We start from the raw sequence: 15,791 nt of genomic DNA, 5'->3' as shown, positions 1-15,791 counted from the left end.
GGAGAGGTGGCCGAGTCCGGTTGAAGGCGCTTCCCTGCTAAGGAAGTAACTGCCGCAAGGTGGTTCGTGGGTTCGAATCCCACCCTCTCCGCACACGTGATTTCGTCACCGGCAGGTCGTGTGCCCGCTCGCGAGCCGGCTTGCATCGCCGGGAGAACTCTGGCGATTGGACGCGCCTTGTGGCAAAAAGAATTAGAAATGCAGCAGCATGAGAAACCGGCTGCTCCGCTTCGCGACGTATGTCGCCGTGGGCGTCGTCACCGGTTTGATCGTGGCCGCCGTAGCCGTGCTGAGCGAGAAGGTGCTGCTCGAACGGGTGCTGCACCTGCCGCCGTGGCAGCGAGTGCTGGCACCGGCGCTCGGACTGTGGGCTGCGGTGCTGATGCTGCGCTGGGCCGATGCCGGTCGCCGACTCTCGCCGTCCACCGCGGAGGAGTACATCCGGGCCTTCCACGACCGCAACCATCCGATGCGGTTCCGCGACCTGCCCTTCCGGCTGGCGGCCGGCATCGTCACCATCGGGTCCGGAGGCGCAGTCGGCCTTGAAGGCCCGTCCATCTATGCGGGTGCCAAGGCGGGGAGCGCGATACAACACGTCGCCCGGCGACTGTTCCGCAACCGGGAGGGCTACGCACTGCTGGTGGCCGGCGCTGCGGCGGGCGTCAGCGCCATCTTCCAAGCACCCGCCACCGGAGTGCTGTTCGCCCTCGAAGCGCCCTACAGAAGTGACCTGGGCCGCCGGGCCCTGCTTCCCGCACTGCTCTCAAGCGCGTCCAGCTACGTCGTGTACGTGCTGGTCACCGGCTTCGACGACCGCCCATTCGAAATCGGCACCGAGATGGTGAGGGTCGGATTCGGCCGCCAGGAACTGCTGGGAGCAGCCGTCGTGGGCGCCCTGTGCGGGCTTGCAGCGTCAGCGTTCTGCCGCATTCTGGGAGCCGCCAAGCGGATTCAGGAGTCCGACCGGCCCTGGTGGCTGGTGGCATTGTGCGGCGGCGGGATCCTGGTGGGCCTCGCCGTGCTCTGCGAGTTCCTGTTCGAGGCGCCGTTGTCGCTGGGCCCGACCGCCGAGGGTCAGCTGGTGAGCTGGTCGCTCGATCCCGACCAGTCGCTCGTGCTGCTCGGAGCACTGCTGGCGGTGCGCGTCTTGGCGACATCGACGGTGCTCGCATCGGGCGGCGTGGGCGGCGTGTTCATCCCGTTGGCCGTGTTCGGGTTGATCATCGGGCGCTTGGTCGGGGGCTGGATCGAGCTGGGTCCCGAATCGCTGGCGTTCTTCCCCTTCATCGGCGTGGCCGCATTCCTGGCGGCGGGCTACCGCACCCCGCTCGCAGCGGTGATGTTCGTGGCTGAATCCACGGGCGCTCCGGCGTTTGTCGTGCCCGCCTTGGTGGCGGTGGCCGTGTCGCAGGTGCTCATCGGCAACTCCTCGGTTTCGCGGTACCAGCGGGACAGCCGCACGGGGCACCTCGAGCGTCGCCTGGAGATGCCTGTCAACTCAGCGATGTCAACCGATGTGCCCACGGTGAGTGCCGACGCTCCGCTGGCTGATTTCGTGTGGGGCATCGCGCTGCCTCGCAAGCAGCTCGAAGCCGTCGTGGTGGGGCCCGAACGGAACTTCCTCGGTGTTATCCGGCTCAGCGATTCCCGCCATGTGGATCGCAATGACTGGATGTCGGTCACGTGCGGCGAGGTGATGACGACCGACATCGAACCAGCACGCCCGTCGTGGACACTGCGCGAAGTCACCGAAGCGATGGCTGACACGGAGATCGAGCTGTACCCCGTCGTCGACAGCGGTGGGCGGATCGCGGGCGTTGTCACCGAGAACGCCATCGTCAAACTGGTGGACTTCCTCAACGAGACACAGGGTGACAGGTGATGAGTCAAGCTGAGACGGACACTGGGACTGGCACTGGGGCTGACACTGGGGCTGCCGGGTCCGACACTGGGGCTGAGCCCGGGTCGATCGGGCTGCTGGAAGGCCTGGCGACCACCCGCTCCATCCGTCGCTACCTTCCCGACCCGATCCCCGACGAGGACCTGGCGTCAATCCTGTGGCACGCGAGCCGAGCACCCAGCGGCTCCAACCGGCAGATGTTCCGCTTCGTCGTGCTGCGCGATGGCCCGGTTGCGCGCCAAGCGAAAGCGCTGCTGGGCCGGTGCTTCCGGGAAGGCTGGAACTCGAAGCGCTCCGGCGACGGTTACACCGAAGGCTCCGGCGCCGCCGACAACTCGCCCAAAGCTCGCATGGCCCGCACCATGCAGCACTTCGTCGATCACTTCTCCGAGACGCCAGTGGTGATCCTGGCGTGCCTGGTGCGATACCGGAAGCCCACGTTCACCGAAGGCGCTTCGGTGTTTCCAGCCGTGCAGAACCTGTTGCTGGCGGCACGGGCGCTGGGATACGGCGGCGTCATCACTGGCTGGCACCACGATGTCGAAGACGAACTGTGCGAGCTGCTCGGCATTCCCGAGGGCGTGGCGATCCATGCGACCATCCCGCTCGGCCGGCCCGCTGGACGCCACGGCCCAGTGCGGCGACGGCCATTGCGCGAACTCGTCTTCGAGGACCGCTGGGACCAGGAAGCGGCCTGGGCCGTCGACCCGCCCGACACGCACTTCACCTCGGCAGGCCCGCCGCCCGGCTCACCGGTCTGACTCGTGGTGCCTTTTCTGTGCAGAAATGTTCGCTGAGCGAGCTTTATTGCACAGAAAAGAAGCGGAACAGTCCCGTCAGCAGGCGCGGCGGCGAGGCTAGATCGCTCAGACAGTCTCGGCGGGGCGGTCGGTGTGGCTCCACTGCGACCACGATCCGATGTAGACGCTCGGGCGGCCGAGCCCGGCGTGCTCCATCGCGAGCGCGTCCGTGCAGGCGCTGACACCCGATCCGCAATAGATGACGGTCTCGTCTGCGTCTGCGACGCCTTCGAATTCGTAACGGGCTCGCAGCGTCGCTAGGTCAGCGAAGAAGCCGCCGGCGTCGAAGTTGTCGGCGAACGGCACGTTGGCCGCCCCGGGGATGTGCCCTGGCCGGGCGTCGATCGGCTCGGTCTCGCCGCGGTAGCGATCGCCGCCGCGGGCATCGATGAGCACGCTGTTGGCGCCGGCACCGGCTGCCGCTGCTGCGTCGATGTCAACGAACGCGCCATCGGGCCAGCCCCGCACCGGGCACGTCACCGGCGCACGGTGGTTCCGCTCGGTCGCCGTCGAGCCGGGCCACGCCTGCAGACCGCCGGTGAGCAGCGCCGCGTCGTGGCCGAGCACACGCAGCATCCACACGAGCCGGCTGGCGGGCAGCCCGCCCTGATCGTCGTAGGCCACAACGGTGTCATCAGGGCCGATGCCAAGCTCGCCGAGCGAGTCAGCGAAGCTCTGCGCACCCGGCAGCGGATGGCGGCCATGCTCTGGCCCGCCGTGCGCCGACAGGTGAACGTCCAGATCCACCCAAATGGCGCCGGCAATGTGGCCGTCCAGGTAGGCGTCGAGCCCTGAGCGGCCATCGAGGTACCAGCGCACGTCGCACATCACGACGTCATCGCGGCCCGCAATCTGGGCCGAATCGACAATGGGCGGCAGCGGCGCAGCAGACCCAGGCATCAGCCCTGCCCGAACATCATCAGCCACTGCGCCACCATCACACCCTCGGCGCAGAACACATCACGTCAGCCCTGCCCGAACATCATCAGCCACTGCGCCTCGCTGCTTGGCTTGAAGACGTAGTTCATCTGGCGTGTCTGGCCCATGGTGGCGCTCGGCTCGAACGAGTACCGGTGCCCGGGAAACAGCACAGTCGAGTCGGGCACCTTGGCAAGCGTGTCGTGCAGCGAGCGGTACATCGCAGCAGGATCGCTGCCGGGCAGGTCCATGCGCCCGCAGCCGTCGAGGAACAGCGTGTCGCCGGCCACCAGCGCCCCTGCCACCAGGAAGCACTGACTGCCGGGCGTATGCCCCGGGGTGTGCAGCAGCTCGATGTCGATTGCCCCCACCGACACAACATCGCCCGGCGCGTGCAGCTCCATGTCGCTCACCGAGATGCCCGTCGTCTTTCGCACCAGCTCGGCTTCGGGCGCCTGCAGGTGGATCTTGGTGCCCTGGCGCTCGAGCAGCTGAGCCACGCCTTCGATGCTGTAACCCATCATGTTCCCGCCGATGTGGTCTGCGTGGAAATGCGTGGCCAGCACACCGGTGAGCGCCATGTCGTCTTCGGCGAGGATGCCGAGCAGGTCGTCGACGTCGTAGGCCGGATCCACAACGACCGCCTCGCGGGTCTCCCTGTCGCCGATCAGGTAGGAGAAATTCACCATCTGGCGGGCGATCGGGTCACCGGTGGCGAAATCCTGACCCGACAGCAGCTGGCGGAAATAGAGCCTGCTCTCGGCGGGCGGCGGCGTCGCCTGTGGGTCCTCGGACATAGCAGCGCACAGTACTGCGATTGGAGACGGGAAGGCACTGGGGACCGCACCGGCGACGGCACTGCGGAACGCCACAGATCTATCGCGGCGACAGGTTTCGCCGCCGGGCAGCCCATGTCGGATGCATGTCTGTTCGGCGACGATCCGAGCGGCTGGCTGGCCCGCCCTTCGCCAGCGCGGCAGTATTCGCCCATGAGCCTCACGCCTGCCCCGCTGTCGGATTTCTACGAGATGGACGAGTTCCTCACCGACGAGGAGGAGATGATCCGCGACACCGTCGCCACCTTCGTGGCCAAGGAGTGGGATCCGATCGTGGGCGACCACTTCGAGGCGGGCACCTTCCCGATGGAGCTGGTCCCGACGATCGCCGACATGGGCCTGCTGGGCATGCACCTCGACGGCTACGGCTGTGCGGGCGCTTCGGCCATGGCCTACGGCGTGGCCTGCCGGGAGCTGGAGGCCGGCGACAGCGGGCTGCGCAGCTTCGTCTCGGTGCAGGGCTCGCTGTGCATGTTCCCGATCTGGCGCTACGGCTCGACCGAGCAGAAGGAGACGTGGCTGCCGCGCATGGCCGCCGGCGAGATCATCGGCTGCTTCGGGCTGACCGAGCCCGACCATGGCTCCGACCCGGTCTCGATGACCACTCGGGCGGTTCGCCGGGGCGACACCTGGATCCTCAACGGCGCCAAGCGCTGGATCACCAACGCCGGGCTGGCCTACCTGGCCATCGTGTGGGCCAACACCGACGACGGCTTCCGGGGCTTCCTCGTGCCCACCGACTCGCCGGGCTTCGAGGCCCGCAAGATCCAGAACAAGCTCTCGCTGCGGGCCTCGGTGACCGGCGAGTTCTACATGGACGATGTCGAAGTGCCCGAGTCGATGCGCCTACCCGATGCGCTGAGCATCGGCGCGCCGCTGAGCTGCCTGTCAGAAGCGCGCTTCGGCATTGTCTTCGGGGCCGTGGGCGTGGCCCGCTGCTGCTACGAGGCAGCGCTGGACTACCAGCTCGAACGCCCCCAATTCGGCAAGCCGCTGGCCAGCTTCCAGATCAGCCAGATCAAGTTCGCCGACATGCTCACGTCGATCACCAACGCCAACCTGCAGGCAATGCGCCTTGGGCAGCTCAAGGAACAGCACCGGCTGCGACCGCATCACATCTCGATGGCGAAGCGGCACAACTGCCGGGTGGCCATCGATGTGGCCCGCACCGCTCGAGCGATGATGGGCGCCAACGGGGTCTCCACCGAATATGCGCCGATGCGCCACGCGGCGAACATGGAATCGGTCATGACCTACGAGGGCACCGAGGAGATCCACGGGCTGATCCTCGGCCAGCAGATCACCAACATCCCAGCTTTCCGCTGACACCACCGCTCACAAAAGGAGCACGCCATGACCGCCGCCACCGACCACGTTCGCCGACAACGCAAAGGAGCTGTGTGGCAGTTCATCGCGGCGGCACTTGCCCTCACGCTGCTGGCTGCGGCCTGCGCTGGTGGCGATGATGACGCCTACACCTCATACACCGAGGAAGCGGCCGCGGCGTTTGCCACCTCCGATTCGGACATGCCCGACGGCGAATTCGCCATGGCCGATGACATGGAAACGGCCATGGCGGAGGAGGAAATGGACGAACCATCCTCCCTCGGGGGCGCGGAGACGGTTGAAGTCAGATTGCTCCAAGACTCGGACGAGTCGGGCTCAGCCTCCTTGGCTGGCACACCACCGGTTGTACTCACCGATCTGGGCCGCGACATCATCCGCACGGCCTGGATCTCGGTCGAAGCTGCCGACGTGGCCGCCGCGGCTGCGCAGGCCACCTCGATCATTCAAGGGCTGGGCGGTCTCACGTTCGGCCAGGAGACCTACACCCAGGGTCGGGCCCACACCACGCTGACGTTCAAGGTGCGACCCGAACAATTCTCGGTCGCGCTGGAGCGCCTGTCGAACGTCGGCGAACTTGTGGAACAGAGCGTCAGCGCCGAAGACGTCACCGACATCGTCGTCGACCTCACCAGCCGCATCTCCACCGCCGAGACCAGCGTGGAGCGGCTTCGGGACTTCCTCAGCCGTGCCACCGACGTGGAGGGCGTGGCCGAGCTGGAACGCGAGCTCGCCCAGCGCGAGACGAACCTGGAGCGGCTCCGAGGCCAGCTGCGCTCGCTGCGAGACCGGGTCGACCTGGCCACGATCACGCTGATGATCACCGAGTCGGTCGAGGCGGTGCCGCCGACGTCGGTGATTCTGCGTTCATGGCTGGCCTCCGGCGACGACGACCCCTGCCTGGGATTCACCGATCTCGTCGCACCGTCCGAAGGCGAGGTGGGAATCTGCATCGAGCTGGAGAACGACGGCGAGACCACCCTCACCGAGGTGACTCTCAGCTCGAATGCGCTGCGGTTCGGCAACGACGACCTGACGGTTCCCGAAGGCATGAACCTCGAGAGGATCGAACCCGGCGAGCGCGCCGTCGCCACGCTGCACGAAACGGTCGAAGACGGTCGCATTGCCGGGCGGGTGGCCACCCGGGGCCTCGAGGTTGATGTCCGGCTGAGCGCCGTGCCCGTGACCGACAGCGGGCAAGAGGGGCCGCGCCTGGCTCGCAGCCACACGCTCCACATCTTGATTATCGAGGACGACTCGCCACCGGGCTTCGGCGATGCGCTGAGCGGCGGTTGGGATGCGCTCGTGGCCGTGGGCAACGGAGTGCTGCTGGTCATCGGCGCTCTGCTCCCGTTCTTGCCAGTCATCGCGATCGCGCTCTGGGTGGCGTGGTGGTGGCTGCGTCGCCGCCGAGCCCGGCGAGCTGTCGCCAGCGGCACCGAACATCAAGGCTGATCTAGGCGACCCACGGGTTCTGAAGTCGTCAACGAACATCGATCGGCGATTCCTGTTGACCGACAGTCACGCCACGAGAGCCGCGCTGTCTCGGGGGAGATACATGCCAGCCGAACGGAGCTGATCAATCAGCGTTATGGCGGCAGATCGGTCAAGGAGATTCGATTTCACACCGAGCTGGATCAACCACAGCGACCCGTGAACAGCTATGCCGTCTTGGTGCGCGATATCCCGAGCACGGGATTCATCGATAATGGCCGTGCCGCCGGTGCTCGCGCACCACGCGAGAACAGCCGCCTCGCCGAGGTTCTTACTCGGGCCGCCGCCCAATTCCCGCTTGTAACGAGCGAACAAAGCTAGGTCGCTAGCCGAGAGTTGAACGTTTCCGAGGGCGAAATAGTTCAACGCGGTGGTGTCGAACACCAACTCCCGCGTCACTCAACCGATCCAAACTCCCGTCGATACACCTCGGCCGACAGTTCGACTTGGTCTGGCAATTCCGCGACGGTCAGTGTTTCCCAGAGAAGTTCCGCCGCGCGCTCGGCGGTTAGCTTCCGGCGCCTATATGCCGAGAGCACACGCCGCCCGTACTTGGGAGGCACCGCGGGTGCCTCCAACTCTGGTTGCCACCGCTCGCCCAATTCGATGAAATCGACACGAGAAGGCGGTTGAGCCACCAAGTCCTCATATGAACCCGCATCCACGAGTCCGGCGTTGCGCAGCTGTGCACACACGGCCGTCCAGCTCAGCCGAAACCGCACGCCGGCAGCAACGGCTGCAAGCCGCACATCGGCTGAGAACTCTTCAACGAGCGATCGCGCATCGCCGAGCGGCAGCAACAGGTGAATCGCGAAGGCGTTGATCAAGCGCTCGGTGTCGTCTTGAGGCGAGAGTCGGACTTCTGGTGCATAGGCGTCCTGAAAGACATGGTGCCCAAGTTCGTGTGCGAGATTGAATCGACGTCGCCCGGGGTCCATCTTGCCGTTGATCACCACCACGCCAGCGTCCTCGACAGCAACGTATGCAGCATCGCCGCCGTCGACGCCAAGGTTGAGCGAGAAGACGAATAAGCCGATTCGCTCAGCAAGAGCTTGCAGATCACGCAGCGGGCCATCGGGGACTTCAAGATGTCGTCGAAGTGCACCTGCCGCTCTCGCTGCGCCGTCCACGGACTCAGGTGGCGCCTGCACAAACCGTTCGTACTTCGGCAGCTCGTCCAACTGATGCAGGTCAGCAATGTCCCGGGCAATCCAGTCGACCCTGGCATCCAGCGGCGCCGACAGCCCGCGAATGTTCGGGTCAGAGCGCCTGCTCACCACCGCCGGGGGGGATTCCAAGAAGAACCAATCCACCGGACGACGGAGAGACTCCGCGAGACGGACAAGTTCGGCGGCACCGAGCTTGCGAGAGCCGGCCTCAATCTTGGCAATGACGGTCCGACCCAAGTCACTGACCGCCGCCAACTCGGCCTGCGTCATTCCCGCAAGCTCACGTGCCTCAGCTACCCGGATGCCGAGGTCGCTTGCTGTCTCGGTCTTCACTGTGCCATATTCGCACATTCGAGACTAATTTCCACCCTGGGATGCGGCGATTGCTTGCTCTCGGCAAGCGTCATGAGCTGATGCCAAGTGAATCGGACACATTCGGACCTCCATCGCAATGTCCGTTTATGTCCGATCGTTGCGGGCCAGACTCGCTGCATGCAGGTAGAAGCCGTTCTCACCACGGGCATCTACTGCCGAGCAGACTGCTCGGCACAGCCATTGCCGCACAACGTGACGCACTACTCCAACCCGGTGGCCGCCGAGGTGGCTGGCTTCCGTCCATGCCTGCGTTGCCATCCAGAACGTCGCGCCGGCTCTCTGGCTGATCTGGATGTGCCCTCGCCGGTCGGAGCGGCACTGCTGCGCATCAACGACGGCTTTCTCGATCACCACGACGAAGAGGCACTGGCGGCCCACGTGGGATACAGCGCCCGCCAGCTACGGCGGCTGTTCGAGCACCATGTCGGCGCGACTCCCACAACCATCGCCCGGTCGCGCAGGGCGCACTTCGCCCGCTGCCTGATCGACGACACCGATCTGACGTTCACCGAGATCGCCCGTGCTGCGGGCTTCGGCGGGCCGCGCCAGCTTCACAGAGCCATTACTTCGGTGTTTCGTTTCACCCCCACGGAGTTGCGGTCGAAACGGCGCCGAGGCGAACGGCCTCGCCTCGACGGCGGCCTTGTGCTCGCATTGCCGTACTTGGCGCCGTTCGACTTCGAGGCGTTCATCTCGCACCAGGCCTCCAGAGCCATACCAGGTGTCGAGGCCGTCACCGGTGCTGGCGGCTCAGCCGCTTATGTCCGCAGCTTCAGCGCGTACGGGCACGCCGGCATCGTCGAGGTGGCCCAACCAGCGCCGCCTCCAACCCGTGCCAGCGCCGCCTCCATGGCGGCCGTGCCACCCAGCGCCGCCCCAATGGCGGCCGTGCTAGGCAACGGCGAACAGCTTCAGCTGCGGCTGCACCTGCCGACGTACGACTCAATCATCGACGCCGTGAGCCGCGCACGGGCCTTGCTCGGTACCGACACCAATCCTTCGGCGGCTGCAGCTGCGCTCGCCGACGATCCGCTCATCGGGTCGCTTGTGCGGGGCGCACCGGGCTTGCGCGTGCCGCGCTCATGGGACCGCTTCGAGACCGCTATCCGCATCGTCGTCGGGCAGCAGATTTCGCTCGCCGCAGCGTCCACGATGTCCGGCCGGATCGCCCAGCGCTTCGGCACACCGATTGATGCGCTCTTGGAATGCTGCCCAGGTTCAACTGCGCGCATCGAGCACGGCGAAGACGTTTCGGTGCCACTGACTCACCTCTTCCCGGACGCAGCGAAGCTCGCTGATGCCGGACCGGCAGGGCTCGCGGGGCTGGGATTCACCCAGCGACGAATCGACACCATTGTCGGCATCTCCCGTGCAGTGGCCAGCGGCGACGTGGACCTGAGCGCCACCGACACCCTCGAAGCCACCGTGGCCCAACTCTGTGAACTGCCCGGCATCGGGCCCTGGACCGCACATCTCATCGCGATGCGGGTGTTCGGCCACGACGACGCATTCCCCGCCTCCGACCTCGGCCTGCGCCGGGCAATTGAGCGCCTGGTGGGCCATCCGATGCAGCCACGGGAAATCGACTCGCTGGCCCAACGCTGGCGCCCCTACCGTGCGTGGGCTGCGCAGCATCTGTGGCACTCCGCCGGCCAAGCAGTACCGACCCTTCGCTGAGGGGCCTATGAGAACTCTGGAGCAACACATGAGCCCATCGAATTCCAGCACCGGTCCCGCCGACACGGCAGCCGCCAGCGCGGACACGCACTGGCACACGACCATCGACAGCCCGATCGGACCGTTGGGCTTGGTGGCAACCGAACAGGGGTTGCGCGCCGTCTCATGGCGTGGCGAGGAGACCTCCGTCAAGCTGCCCGACGACATGGTCGAAGATCCCGCCCACCCGATCCTGCACCAGGCCGCGCAGCAACTCGACGAGTACTTCGACGGGAAGCGCACCAGCTTCGACCTGCCACTCGACTTGCGAGGCACCCCTTTTCAAGTGGCGGCGTGGCGGGCGCTCGGTGACATCCCCTACGGCAGCACCCGCAGCTACGGAGAGCAGGCGTCGCTGATCGGCAGGCCGAAAGCCGTGCGGGCCGTGGGCCAGGCGAACGGCCGCAACCCCGTGCCGATCGTGCTGCCATGCCACCGGGTCATCGGCGCCAACGGCTCGCTCGTGGGCTTCGGCGGCGGCCTCGACCTCAAGTCGCAATTGCTCGAACACGAGGGCGCCCTCGACTGAACAGATCGACTGAACAGATCGACTGAACAGCAGTCCGCTGGCCACGCCCCGCACCGGCTGCCACCACGTCGTCGCCGCAGTGCGCGAGGAGGGACTTGAACCCTCACACCCTTACGGGCACAGGCACCTGAAGCCTGCGCGTCTGCCAATTCCGCCACTCGCGCGTGGGGCGGTCAGGCTAGCCCGCGAACCTGCGCTCCTACACTGGGCCGTCGTGGTTGGCGCCAGCTTGGTCGGCAGCGACGGACAGTGCCACGAACTGGGGCATTCGACCGTCATCGGGCGGCGCGACGACTGCGACATCGTGGTCGACGGCCCCAAGGTCTCACGACGACACGCCCAGATACGCGAGGACGCAGATGGCCTGCTCCTGGTGGACCTGGCCAGCGTCAACGGGACGCTGCTGAACGGGATCGAGATGACCAGCGATCGTCTGGCCCACGGCGATGTCGTCACCATCGGCACCCACGAACTGCGGCTGGAGCTGAGCTGATGTCCGAGCAGCTGGTGCGGCTGCTCGCGCTGGGCGTGCTTGTCCTGCTCTACCTGTTCTTCTTCCGGGTCATGCGCGCCGTGTGGGCCGGTGTGGCGACACCCCGCAATCACCTCGGCTGGAGATCGCTGCTTGCGCTGCGAGGCGACGGGCCCCCCAACGGCAACGCCACCCCGCAGCCATTGGCGCTCGTCGTGCGCTCGCCGCTGAGCGCTCAGGGCGAACGGCATCTGCTGGCCGACACGCTGACCATCGGGCGCAGCGCCGAGTGTGACGTGATCATCTCCGACAGCTACTCATCGCAATCTCATGCCCGTCTGTACCGCAACGGCGCCCAGCACCTGCTGGAGGATCTGGGATCGACGAACGGGACCTACCTGAATCGCCAGAAGGTCGCCAACGCCACCGTTGTGCGCCTCGGCGACTACGTGCAAGTCGGCTCCACCGTCTTCGAGGTCAGCCCATGACAGAACCCCGCTGCGCCCACATCGCGGACTGGCCGCGCCCTGCGTGCGCGGCACTCGGCTGTGCCGATGCCCGGCAAAGCCGCGAGACTGGTCCGCAATGAGTGCCCCCGCCCGCCAGATGCGCATCCGCTGGGGCGGAGCGTCCGACCGGGGACTGCGCCGCGCCGAGAACCAGGACGCCATGTACGCCGACATCGGTCTGTTCGTGGTGGCCGACGGAATGGGCGGTCACCTCGGCGGCAGCGTCGCATCCAGCCTCGCCGTGAAGACCGTTGCGGCCAACTCCCCCTCAACGCCGGCGGAGCTGCAGGCGGCCGTCCGCCACGCCAACCAGGTCGTGCACCATCGCTCGACCGCCCATCCAGATCTCGCCGGCATGGGCACCACGTTGTGTGCCATTGCCGTGGTGCAAAGAGACGACAGCCGGGTGTGGTGCCTGGTCAACGTCGGTGATTCGCGTGTCTACCGCTTCCAAGGGGGCGAGCTCACCCAGCTCACCATCGACCACAACTTCGTTGCCGAGATGATCCGGGCCGGCGATCTCACGGTCGAGCAGGCCGCCGACCATCCCCGGCGCAACACGCTCACTCGAGCCATCGGCGTGGAACCAGATGTGCTGATCGACGACTGGATCCTCGGCCTCACCGGCAATGACCGCTTCCTGCTGTGCACCGACGGCGTCACCAACGAACTGGCCGAAGACGAAATCGCCGAGCTGCTGGACACCGATGAGCATCCATCAGACGTGGCACGCTCGCTTGTGCGTCAGGCCAACGAACGCGGGGGACGCGACAACTCCACGGCGCTGGTGGTGGACGTCAACATCGAAGGGATCGAGATCGCCCCGACCGCTCCCGACGCCGAAGTCACACGGATGGGCGACAGCACGCAAAGCACGCCCAGACGGCGCAGCTGGCGGCGTTCTCGCTCACGCTGAGGCCACCTCTGCGCGCGCGACGCCGCACCGAGTCTGCGCTTGCAGCAATGGCGACCGTGGTGGTCTGTGCTGCCTTCGCGGTCGCCGCCATCGGTGTGTCGCGCAACGACGACACTGGATCGCTGTGGGGCACGGCGGTCTGGTTGGGAACCGTTCTGCTCGGCGGCGCGGCGACCCGTGTCGCAATCAGGCGATTGGCTCCGAACAGCAACGAGATTCTCTTCGGCGTCGTCGGTTTGCTCATCGGCATCGGCTGGGTCTTCGTGGTCCGGATCGATCCGGCACTGGCACGGGGCCACACGTTCGCGGTGCTGGCGGGGTTCGCAGCCCTCGTGGGGACCTTGGTCGCCATGCGTCGCCTCGACTGGTTCATGCAACGTCCAAGCGCCTGCGGTCTCATCGCCGCAGTGCTGGCTGGGCTCGGCAGCTTCGCCAGCGGGATCGATGTGTCCGGCGGCGCCTACGAACCGGCCCGGCAGTGGCTGAGCCTCGGATCGCTCAACGTGCAGCCGTACGGCGTGGCCAAACTCGGCGTGATCCTGGCGGCCTGCGGGCTCACGGTCACCGCCCCGCGTTGGCTGCCGGCTCGCTTGGTGCCTCACCGCCATGCCGTGGGCGCAATCGTCGCTGCGGTCGGAGCGTGGACGCTGCTCATCGCCCAAGGCGACCTCGCGTCGTCGGTGTTGATCTTCGCAGCGGCATGGTTGCCGCTGTGGCTTGACGGCGACGATCTCGTCGGCAGCGAACTGCCGACGGTCGCTCGGGCAACACGCACACGCGCACTCGGCGGCGTGATCGCCACCTACGGAGTCGGCGTCATCGTGCTCGCCTCGGTGTACGACTGGCTGTCCGCACAGATGCGCCACTGGCAGGACCCGTGGGCTGTTGGCGAGGGGGCATCCACCGTCGAGGCGGCGTTCGCGATCAGCGCCGGCGGGATCAGCGGCGCGGGCCCCGGCCTCGGCGCTCCGCAACGGATCGCGGCGGTACACAGCGACTTCGTCTTCGCCGTCATCGCGGAGGAACTCGGCATTCTGGGCGGCGCAGCGCTGCTGGCTGCGTTCATGCTGCTCGTCGGGGTCGGCGCTGGAATCGCCCAGCGGGCACGGAAGACGCATCGACTGCTCGCTGCCACGGCAACCGCCGTGATAGGGCTGCAGGCGCTTGCCACCATCGCAGGGGTGCTGCGGCTGCTTCCGCACACCGTCGGCGCCCTGCCGTTCGTGGCCCATGGACCTGCGGCACACCTCGGCAACTGCATCGCCGTCGCGATGCTGCTGGCAGTTTCCGATGTCAGCGGCACCTTGCGACTCGAGCAGAGCGCGCCAAGGGTGTCCGAACCGACGCAACTCCGTATGCCCCGCCGTCCGGGCCACGACTCAGCGGCGGGGGACGATCCGACGGGCGAACTCCGTGCCCCCACCGTCAGGCCAGCGCGTCGCAGACGTCGACCCGCGAGCGATCCCTCCCACGGCGAGCCTCAACAGCTGCCACTGGTTGACCCGTGAACCGGCGCATCACACGGTTGGCCGTCGCGCTCGCAGTGAGTTTCGCTGTGCTGCTGGTGCAGCTCACCAACATCGGCTTCCTGGGCGCCGACGAGCTGCGCCGTCACGAACTCAACACACGTGCAGCGGCGGCCGCCATCGGTTCGGCGCGCGGTGCGATCATCAGCGCGGACGGTGAGACGATCGCGCCCGGCATCGGCCCAGACGACTCCGGCGCCGTGCAGGTGCGCACCTACCCTCACGGCTCGCTCTACGCCCACATCGCGGGCTACCTCTCACCCGCTGCGGGCGCGAGCGGTCTCGAGCGCAGCTGGGATGCCGAGCTGTCAGGAACCGCGATTGATGTCGCCGTGACACAGCTGGCCGACCTGTTCGCCGACAGCGGCCGAGTCGGCGACGTGATCTTGACGGTGAACCACGGTGTGCAGCTCACCGCCCGCGCCGCGCTCGGAGACCGTGACGGCGCCGTCGTTGTCGTGGACCCCGCGACCGGCGCCATCGTGGCGATGTGGTCGCGTCCCAGCTTCGACCCCAACGCGCAAGTTCTGCTGGCACCCGATGCAGTTGCAACCAGTGCCTCGCCGCCGGTGGCACGCGCCTACCAACGCCACTACCCCCTCAGCGCCGACGCCGCGCTCGATGCGACCGGGGACGAATTGCTGGACGGGGCGCGCCGGCAGCTTGGTTCGACAGGCATCGATCTGCCCGGCGAACCCGACGGCGCCGTCTTCGGCGTCGGGGTGCCCCTGACACCGCTTCAACTGGCGTTGGCCGCTGCTGCGATCGCCAACGACGGGGTGCGGATGCGCCCCTACGTGGTGCAACGCGTTGACGCGCGCTCGGCCTCCCGCTCGGGCGAGGGCGAGCCGCCCAGCCCGGATGGATCCGCACAGACAACGCCGCGCGACGCCGGTCGCATCTTCGAGATCGCTGATGCAGCTGGGTTGCTGGCGCGCATGGCAGCACAGGCGCAGCTCGCTTCGATCAGCCTCGCACCGACCGACGGCGTCGAGTTTCCCGCAGCGGTCGCGACCGGCCAACTGCTTGATCCAAACAGCGACCGCGAACGAACCGGCAGTTGGGCGGTGCTGCTGGCCCCAGCAGAAGCACCCACGGTCGCCGTCGCGGTGCTCCTCGAACCCGACACTGGTCTTGACGTGGGCGACCCGCAGGCCGGCGGTACCTTGGCAATGATGATCGCTGCGACCGCAGCGGAAGCCGCCCTAGCGCTGCGGGCAGTCCCGACCTCATTCGAAGTCGGCCCGTAGCCCGAACCTTGCAGCCACCCCGCCGGCACGACGGCCC

General features: G+C 67.1%; 15 protein-coding genes and 2 tRNA genes. 12 read left to right on the top strand and 5 right to left on the bottom strand.

The annotated features are described in order from the left end of the window. The 3 genes from ACOOHB_RS15465 (at position 1) to ACOOHB_RS15455 (ending at position 2,661) form a co-directional block, all read left to right on the top strand. Positions 1–91: transfer RNA gene (locus tag ACOOHB_RS15465), tRNA-Ser, on the top strand. Between the two features lie 117 nt (positions 92–208). Beyond that, positions 209–1,882, top strand: coding sequence for a chloride channel protein (locus ACOOHB_RS15460; protein ID WP_420445705.1), 1,674 nt, complete (start codon positions 209–211; stop codon positions 1,880–1,882). Further along, positions 1,882–2,661, top strand: a complete 780-nt coding sequence (locus tag ACOOHB_RS15455) for a nitroreductase family protein (RefSeq protein ID WP_420445704.1) — start codon at positions 1,882–1,884, stop codon at positions 2,659–2,661. The genes ACOOHB_RS15460 and ACOOHB_RS15455 overlap by 1 nt, the downstream gene beginning before the upstream one ends. A gap of 105 nt (positions 2,662–2,766) precedes the next feature. On the opposite strand, the gene ACOOHB_RS15450 is transcribed toward ACOOHB_RS15455, so the two are convergent. Both ACOOHB_RS15450 and ACOOHB_RS15445 read right to left on the bottom strand, forming a co-directional pair. Further along, positions 2,767–3,627 (bottom strand): sulfurtransferase, encoded by an 861-nt coding sequence (locus ACOOHB_RS15450; protein ID WP_420445703.1) that lies wholly within the window; start codon positions 3,625–3,627, stop codon positions 2,767–2,769. A 38-nt stretch (positions 3,628–3,665) separates the two neighbouring features. Next, positions 3,666–4,415: an MBL fold metallo-hydrolase gene (locus tag ACOOHB_RS15445; RefSeq protein ID WP_420445702.1), complete on the bottom strand. Its 750-nt coding sequence runs from the start codon at positions 4,413–4,415 to the stop codon at positions 3,666–3,668. Positions 4,416–4,607: 192 nt separating this feature from the next. Between ACOOHB_RS15445 and ACOOHB_RS15440 the strand changes: the two genes are divergently transcribed. Both ACOOHB_RS15440 and ACOOHB_RS15435 read left to right on the top strand, forming a co-directional pair. Next, entirely contained in the window at positions 4,608–5,780 is a 1,173-nt protein-coding gene (locus ACOOHB_RS15440; RefSeq protein ID WP_420445701.1) for an acyl-CoA dehydrogenase family protein, read from the top strand. Between the two features lie 27 nt (positions 5,781–5,807). Further along, complete coding sequence (locus ACOOHB_RS15435; RefSeq protein ID WP_420445700.1) at positions 5,808–7,253, top strand: DUF4349 domain-containing protein; 1,446 nt, start codon at positions 5,808–5,810, stop codon at positions 7,251–7,253. 66 nt (positions 7,254–7,319) lie between these two features. Here the strand turns inward: ACOOHB_RS15435 and ACOOHB_RS15430 are convergent, their stop codons facing one another. Both ACOOHB_RS15430 and ACOOHB_RS15425 read right to left on the bottom strand, forming a co-directional pair. Continuing rightward, the gene (locus tag ACOOHB_RS15430) at positions 7,320–7,676 is read right to left on the bottom strand and encodes a hypothetical protein (protein WP_420445699.1); all 357 of its coding nucleotides are present in this window, start codon (positions 7,674–7,676) and stop codon (positions 7,320–7,322) included. Positions 7,677–7,687: 11 nt separating this feature from the next. Further along, complete coding sequence (locus tag ACOOHB_RS15425) at positions 7,688–8,794, bottom strand: helix-turn-helix domain-containing protein (protein ID WP_420445698.1); 1,107 nt, start codon at positions 8,792–8,794, stop codon at positions 7,688–7,690. A gap of 159 nt (positions 8,795–8,953) precedes the next feature. Here ACOOHB_RS15425 and ACOOHB_RS15420 point away from each other — a divergent pair, with 159 nt between their 5' ends. Then, a complete protein-coding gene (locus ACOOHB_RS15420) occupies positions 8,954–10,513 on the top strand; it encodes an AlkA N-terminal domain-containing protein (protein WP_420445697.1) in 1,560 nt (519 codons plus the stop codon). Between the two features lie 28 nt (positions 10,514–10,541). After that, positions 10,542–11,081 (top strand): methylated-DNA--[protein]-cysteine S-methyltransferase, encoded by a 540-nt coding sequence (locus tag ACOOHB_RS15415; protein ID WP_420445696.1) that lies wholly within the window; start codon positions 10,542–10,544, stop codon positions 11,079–11,081. A gap of 80 nt (positions 11,082–11,161) precedes the next feature. On the opposite strand, the gene ACOOHB_RS15410 is transcribed toward ACOOHB_RS15415, so the two are convergent. Next, positions 11,162–11,245: transfer RNA gene (locus ACOOHB_RS15410), tRNA-Leu, on the bottom strand. A 50-nt stretch (positions 11,246–11,295) separates the two neighbouring features. Between ACOOHB_RS15410 and ACOOHB_RS15405 the strand changes: the two genes are divergently transcribed. From ACOOHB_RS15405 to ACOOHB_RS15385, 5 genes are all read left to right on the top strand, one after another. Then, a complete protein-coding gene (locus tag ACOOHB_RS15405) occupies positions 11,296–11,574 on the top strand; it encodes an FHA domain-containing protein (RefSeq protein WP_420445695.1) in 279 nt (92 codons plus the stop codon). Further along, a complete protein-coding gene (locus tag ACOOHB_RS15400) occupies positions 11,574–12,041 on the top strand; it encodes an FHA domain-containing protein (protein ID WP_420445694.1) in 468 nt (155 codons plus the stop codon). The genes ACOOHB_RS15405 and ACOOHB_RS15400 overlap by 1 nt, the downstream gene beginning before the upstream one ends. 97 nt (positions 12,042–12,138) lie before the next feature. Beyond that, entirely contained in the window at positions 12,139–12,978 is an 840-nt protein-coding gene (locus ACOOHB_RS15395; RefSeq protein ID WP_420445693.1) for a PP2C family protein-serine/threonine phosphatase, read from the top strand. 47 nt (positions 12,979–13,025) lie between these two features. After that, the gene (locus ACOOHB_RS15390) at positions 13,026–14,486 is read left to right on the top strand and encodes an FtsW/RodA/SpoVE family cell cycle protein (RefSeq protein ID WP_420445692.1); all 1,461 of its coding nucleotides are present in this window, start codon (positions 13,026–13,028) and stop codon (positions 14,484–14,486) included. Further along, positions 14,483–15,754 (top strand): penicillin-binding transpeptidase domain-containing protein, encoded by a 1,272-nt coding sequence (locus ACOOHB_RS15385; RefSeq protein WP_420445691.1) that lies wholly within the window; start codon positions 14,483–14,485, stop codon positions 15,752–15,754. The genes ACOOHB_RS15390 and ACOOHB_RS15385 overlap by 4 nt, the downstream gene beginning before the upstream one ends. Positions 15,755–15,791: the final 37 nt, after the last annotated feature.

The sequence above is a fragment of the Candidatus Poriferisodalis sp. genome, assembly GCF_965215815.1.
Taxonomy (GTDB): Bacteria; Actinomycetota; Acidimicrobiia; order Acidimicrobiales; family Poriferisodalaceae; genus Poriferisodalis.
Note: the sequence above shows the minus strand (reverse complement) of the source record. Positions and strands in the feature narration are given on the sequence as shown.